Consider the following 5,070-nt stretch of genomic DNA (forward strand, 5'->3'; position numbering starts at 1 on the left):
CAGGACGGCGGCGGCCGCCGCGAGCGACATGTCGGGCCCGTCCGCGAGCCCGAGCAGCCGGAACGCCCTCGCCTGCTGGGCGTCCAACTGGCCGTAGCCCAGCTGGAAGGTGGCCCGTACGGCGAGGTCTCCGGCCCGGAGCTCGTCGAGCCGCCGACGCTCATCGGCCAGCTTGCGGCTCAGGAAGGACACGGTCCAAGTGCGCCGCGAGGCCAGCCGGGAGGCGGCGATGCGGATGGCCAGGGGCAGGAAGCCGCAGGCGGCGACCACGTCCCTGGCCGCCTCCCGCTCTGATTCGACTCGCTCTTGGCCGACGATGCGGGTGAAGAGGACGAGCGCCTCCTCAGGGCTCATCACGTCCAGATCGATCAGGTGCGCACTCTCCAGGTCGACCATGCGGATGCGGCTGGTGATGAGTGCGGCACAGCCCTCCGTGCCCGGCAGCAGCGGCCGCACCTGTGCGGCGTCGCGGGCGTTGTCGAGCAGTGCCAGCACGCGGCGGCCGTCCAGCGTCGAACGGTAGAGGGCGGCCCGCTCGTCGACGCCGTCGGGAATCGCGGAGTCAGGGGTGCCCAGCGCACGCAGGAAGGACCCCAGCACGGCCTCGGGCTCGGCCGGGACCGGGCCCGCGCCCTGTAGGTCGATGTAGAGCTGCCCGTCCGGGAAGTGCTGCCGGGCCGCGTGCGCCACATGCACCGCCAACGTCGTTTTGCCGACGCCGCCGATGCCCGCAACCGCTGACACGGCCATGACATGCCCCTCGGCGGTCGCCAGCTGATCGCTCAGCTCGCTTACGAAGGAGACGCGGCCCGTGAAGTCGGAGACGGTCGCGGGAAGCTGTGCGGGGCGGATGAAGGCGGGACCGACGGTGGTCCGGACATCGACCGGGGCGGCGAGCTCGGCGTCTGCCTGAAGGATCCGCTGGTGCAGCTCCGACAGCTCGGCGCACGGATCCGCGCCGAGCTCCTCGGCCAGCAGCCGCCGCGTGTCGTTGTATACGGCCAGCGCCTCGCCCTGCCTGCCGCTGCGGTACAGCGCGAGCATCAACAGCTCACGCAACCGCTCGCGGTACGGGTGCTGGGCGGTGAGCGCGGTGAGCTCGGAGACCGCTTCCACGTGATGGCCGAGCTCCAGGTCCAGATCGAGCCTGGTTTCGACCAGGACGCGGTGCCACTCCGCCAGACGCGCCCGTTGCGTTTCGGCGTAAGGCCCCGACAGGCGGGCCAGCGGCTCGCCGTCCCAGAGGTTCAGCGCCTTGCTGATGAGTTCGTGCGCCCGGCCCCGGTCTCCGGAGTGGCGGGCCTTCTCCGCCTCGGTGACCAACTGTTCGGCGGCATCGGTGTCCAGGGCCCCCGGCGCGATTTGAATCGAGTAGCCCCCCGACTCGCTGACCAGGAGGTCGGAGTCCGGCCCGAAAGCCTTCCGCAACCGTGAGGCATACGTGCGCAGCGCGGCGACCGCCGCGTCCGGAGGATCGTCGCCCCACAGGGCATCGACCAACTCCGGTGCGGTCGCGGTGCGGCCCTGGCGCAGGATCAGGGCGGCGAGCATGGACTTCTGCTGCGGTGAGCCGGTGGCGATCGGTTCGTCACCCCGCCACGCCCTTACCGGTCCGAGCACGGTGAAGCGCAAGGGCTGCTCCTGCCCTCGCCCCTTCTCGCCGGCCATGGTCTCCCCCTGCCTATGCCTCCCAGTTGCACGGGCCAGTTTGCCTTGCCGGTACCCCTTACGTCAGTAGGGGCATGGCCTCTCCACAAGGCCTGCCAGAGTTTGCGACGCCGCCGGGCTGGCGATCCGTCAGCTCGGGGGTTCTCTTTCGGTCAGGGGGCCACTGCCGTGAAGCAGGTCGGTGTGGCCGAGAAGTAGATCAGAGATGTCCGGTGGATTCGGCGTCCCGGGCGACAGCAGCCGGCGTACCTCTTCGAGTTCCGGGGACCCGAGCCGTTCGCAGATGGCGTATGCCTCACGCCAGCACTGAACAGCTCGATCCCGGTGACCAAGGGCCGACAGGGCCTTGCCCTGGATCGCGAGAAAGGACGAGCGTCGCGACTCGCCGCCGAATCCGCCGAGTGCCAGGGAACGCTCGGCATGGACGAGCGCTTTGGCCGGATGGTTCGCGGCAAGATGAGTTTCGGCCAGCCGGAAATGAGTCATCCCCTCCCACAGGGGCTGACGCGCCTCTTTGAAGATGGCGAGGGCCTCGGTGAGCTGAACGAGCGCTTCTTCGAAGCGGTGGGCGCGGGTAAGCGCTATGCCCAATGAGTACATCCCGTTGGCGAGCCGCAGTGGAGCGCCGAGCCGTCGGTAGATGTCGAGCCCTTGCTCAGCAAGCTCCACTCCGCTCCGGGTGCGCCCGCTGTTCACATGGACGCGCGCCAGGTTGGACAGGGCGCTCGCCTCGCCCACCTCATTGCCGTCGGCGCGATAGGCGTCGAGGGCCTGGCTCAGGTAGGCCTCGGCAGCCTTGTGCCGTCCCTGACCGAGGGCGAGGATGCCGAGTTGGTTGAGCGAACGACAGGCGACTATGGGGTCGCTGGCCGCCAACTCCAGAGCGCCCCGCAGCTCCAGTTCGGCCTCGCTGAACCGACCGGTGAAGACGTATAGATGCCCCAGCGCCGAACGGGCGCGGGCCTCGGTACGGAAGTCCCCGGCGGTGTGGGCCGCGTCGGCGACCGCTTGCGCCGCGGCTTCGTACTGGCGTGATCTGGCCCCGGACTCGGCGAGATCGAGTGCGGCCATGAGCAAGTCCCCGGCGCGGCGGCGCGTGCCGGGCCCTGTGCATTGCCGAACGCAGGTCATCAGGCAGTCGGCCTCGGTGAACAGCCAGTCCAGCGCGGCAGCCGAGGACTCGAAGCGCAGCCCGGGGTGGCAGGTCGGCTCGAAGTGGTCGATCGTCCGCTCGCCGGGCCGCTCGACGGCGTAGACCCGGGAGGCCGTGGCCAGATAGAAGTCCACTTGCCGGGACAGCACGGCTTCGCGCTCCGAGGCCTGGTCCTCCTCCCGCTCCGCGCAGGCCCGTGCGTACAGCCGCACCAGGTCGTGGAAGCGGTAGCGCCCCGGCACGCCGGGCTCCAGGAGCGAGATGTCCACGAGGGAGGCGAGGAGCGCGGTGGCGCTTTCGTCGTCCAGGTCGAGGACGGCCGCGGCCGCCGGAAGCGAGATGTCGGGTCCGTCGGCCAGCCCCAGCAGCCGGAACGCCCGCGCTTGCTGCGGCTCCAACTGCCCGTAGCCCAGCTCGAAACTCGCCTTGACCGCCAGGTCCCCGGCCCGCAGCTCGTCCAACCGCCGCCGCTCGTCGGCGAGCTTGCGGGCGAGGACGGAGACCGCCCAGGTGCGCCGGGAGGCGAGCCGGCAGGCAGCTATACGGATCGCGAGCGGCAGGAAGCCGCAGGACGCCAGGACGTCCATGACCTCGTCGCGCTCCACGCTCGCCCGCTCCTCGCCGACGATGCGGGCGAAGAGGGCGAACGCCTCCGCCGGGCTCATCACGTCCAGGTCGACGAGGCGGGAGCCTGCCAAGCCGGCCATGTTCGTCCGGCTGGTGATCAGCGCGGCGCAGCCGCCCGCGTCATCGCCCGGGAGGAGCGGGCGGATCTGGGCGGCGTCGCGGGCGTTGTCCAGGAGGATCAGGGCCCGGCGGCTCTTCAGGGCCGAGCGGTAGAGCGCCGCGCGTTCCTCGGCACCGTCCGGGATGGCGGCGTCGGGGGTGCCGAGGGAGCGCAGGAAGGCCCCGAGCGCCGCTTCCGGCTCGGCGGGGGAGGGGCCGGCGCCGCGGAGGTCGATATAGAGCTGGCCGTCGGGGAAGTGGCGGCGGGCGGCGTGTGCGACATGGACGGCCAGAGTCGTCTTGCCGATTCCTCCGGTGCCGGCGATGGCGAGTACGGCCTGCTCGCCGCCGCCGCCGACGGTCAGCAGCTCGCTCAGCTGCCGTACGGCGTCGGCGCGGCCTGTGAAGTCGGCAACCGCGGCGGGCAGCTGGGCGGGGCGCACGACGGAGGCACCGGTGATGGGGTGGTCGTGGAGCGCGGTCGGCTCGGCGAGCTCGGCGTCGGCGTTGGCGTCGGCGTGCGGAGTGGGTTGCCGGGGGCCGGAGCCGGCGTCATGCGTGGCGGCGCCACTGGAGTCGGCGGTGTCCGGGGTCGCGGTGGCTGTGGTCTCGGCGGCCGGAGCCGCGGAGCCCAGGGCCGTCGCGTCCGGGGCCGCGAGGCCGGAGACCGCGCCGGCCGGGACGGTGGCATCGCCCCCGGAGCTGCCCCCTGGGGCGCCCCGGCGCTCCGTGACGATCTTGGCGCCGCCGCTCCTTTCCCATTCCAGTTCGATCCGGGCCTCGGAGAGGGCAAGAGCCGCCTCCTCGTCGCGCCAGGTGCCCTCGGGGCCTGACGCGGTGCAACCCTCCCGATCCCCAAGCCGCTTGTTGCCGACCATGGTGCCCCCCGCACGTACTTTTTCCTGCACCGCCAGTCTGCCCTGCCCCGGCTCATACGTCAGTAAAGAGTGCCGATTGCCCAGGGGCGCCCCTAGTCGCCACTTGGGCTACACCAGTAGCTGACGAACCGTCAGATCGGCGCTACCGTGGAAAACATGGAGAGCTTCCCGAGGATAATTTCGGTGGACGACCACACGGTCGAACCCCCTCACGTCTGGCGGGACCGCCTCCCGTCGAAGTACCGCGACATCGCCCCGCGCATCGTCCGGGCGCCCCTGAAGGAGATGACCTTCGTCGGCGGCAAGTTCGCCCCGAAGATGGGCGCCCCCGGCGACGACGGACCGATCGCGGACTGGTGGGTGTACGAGGATCTGCACCGGCCGCTCACCCGCCTCGACACCGCCGTCGGATACAGCAGGGACGAGGTGAAACTCGAGGCCATCACCTACGAGCAGATGCGGCCGGGCTCCTACTCCGTGCCCGACCGGCTCGCGGACATGGACGTCAACCACGTCCAGTCCGCCCTCTGCTTCCCGACCTTCCCCCGCTTCTGCGGGCAGACCTTCACCGAGGCCAAGGATCACGAGCTCGGCCTGCTGGCGCTGCGCGCGTACAACGACTGGATGGTGGAGGAGTGGTGCGGG

At 71.0% G+C, this 5,070-nt stretch carries 2 protein-coding genes and 1 pseudogene; 1 reads left to right on the top strand and 2 read right to left on the bottom strand.

Going from position 1 to position 5,070, the window contains the following annotated elements; genetic code table 11:
• Both CCN51_RS41110 and CCN51_RS41115 read right to left on the bottom strand, forming a co-directional pair.
• Positions 1-1,668: AfsR/SARP family transcriptional regulator (locus CCN51_RS41110; protein WP_211303297.1), on the bottom strand; the 1,668-nt coding region annotated here is incomplete at its 3' end.
• A gap of 129 nt (positions 1,669-1,797) precedes the next feature.
• The gene (locus tag CCN51_RS41115; RefSeq protein ID WP_014178893.1) at positions 1,798-4,425 is read right to left on the bottom strand and encodes an ATP-binding protein; all 2,628 of its coding nucleotides are present in this window, start codon (positions 4,423-4,425) and stop codon (positions 1,798-1,800) included.
• A gap of 156 nt (positions 4,426-4,581) precedes the next feature.
• Here CCN51_RS41115 and CCN51_RS60315 point away from each other — a divergent pair.
• Positions 4,582-5,067 (top strand): annotated as a pseudogene (locus tag CCN51_RS60315) (amidohydrolase family protein); the annotation flags it as partial.
• Positions 5,068-5,070: the final 3 nt, after the last annotated feature.

Source organism: Streptomyces milbemycinicus (genome assembly GCF_002154605.1).
In the GTDB taxonomy this organism is placed as follows: Bacteria; Actinomycetota; Actinomycetes; order Streptomycetales; family Streptomycetaceae; genus Streptomyces; species Streptomyces milbemycinicus.

Bases quoted from the DNA above. Each gene is read 5' to 3' on its own strand.
- CCN51_RS41115 (WP_014178893.1), bottom strand. From the start codon at position 4,425: ATGGTCGGCAACAAGCGGCTTGGGGATCGGGAGGGTTGCACCGCGTCA.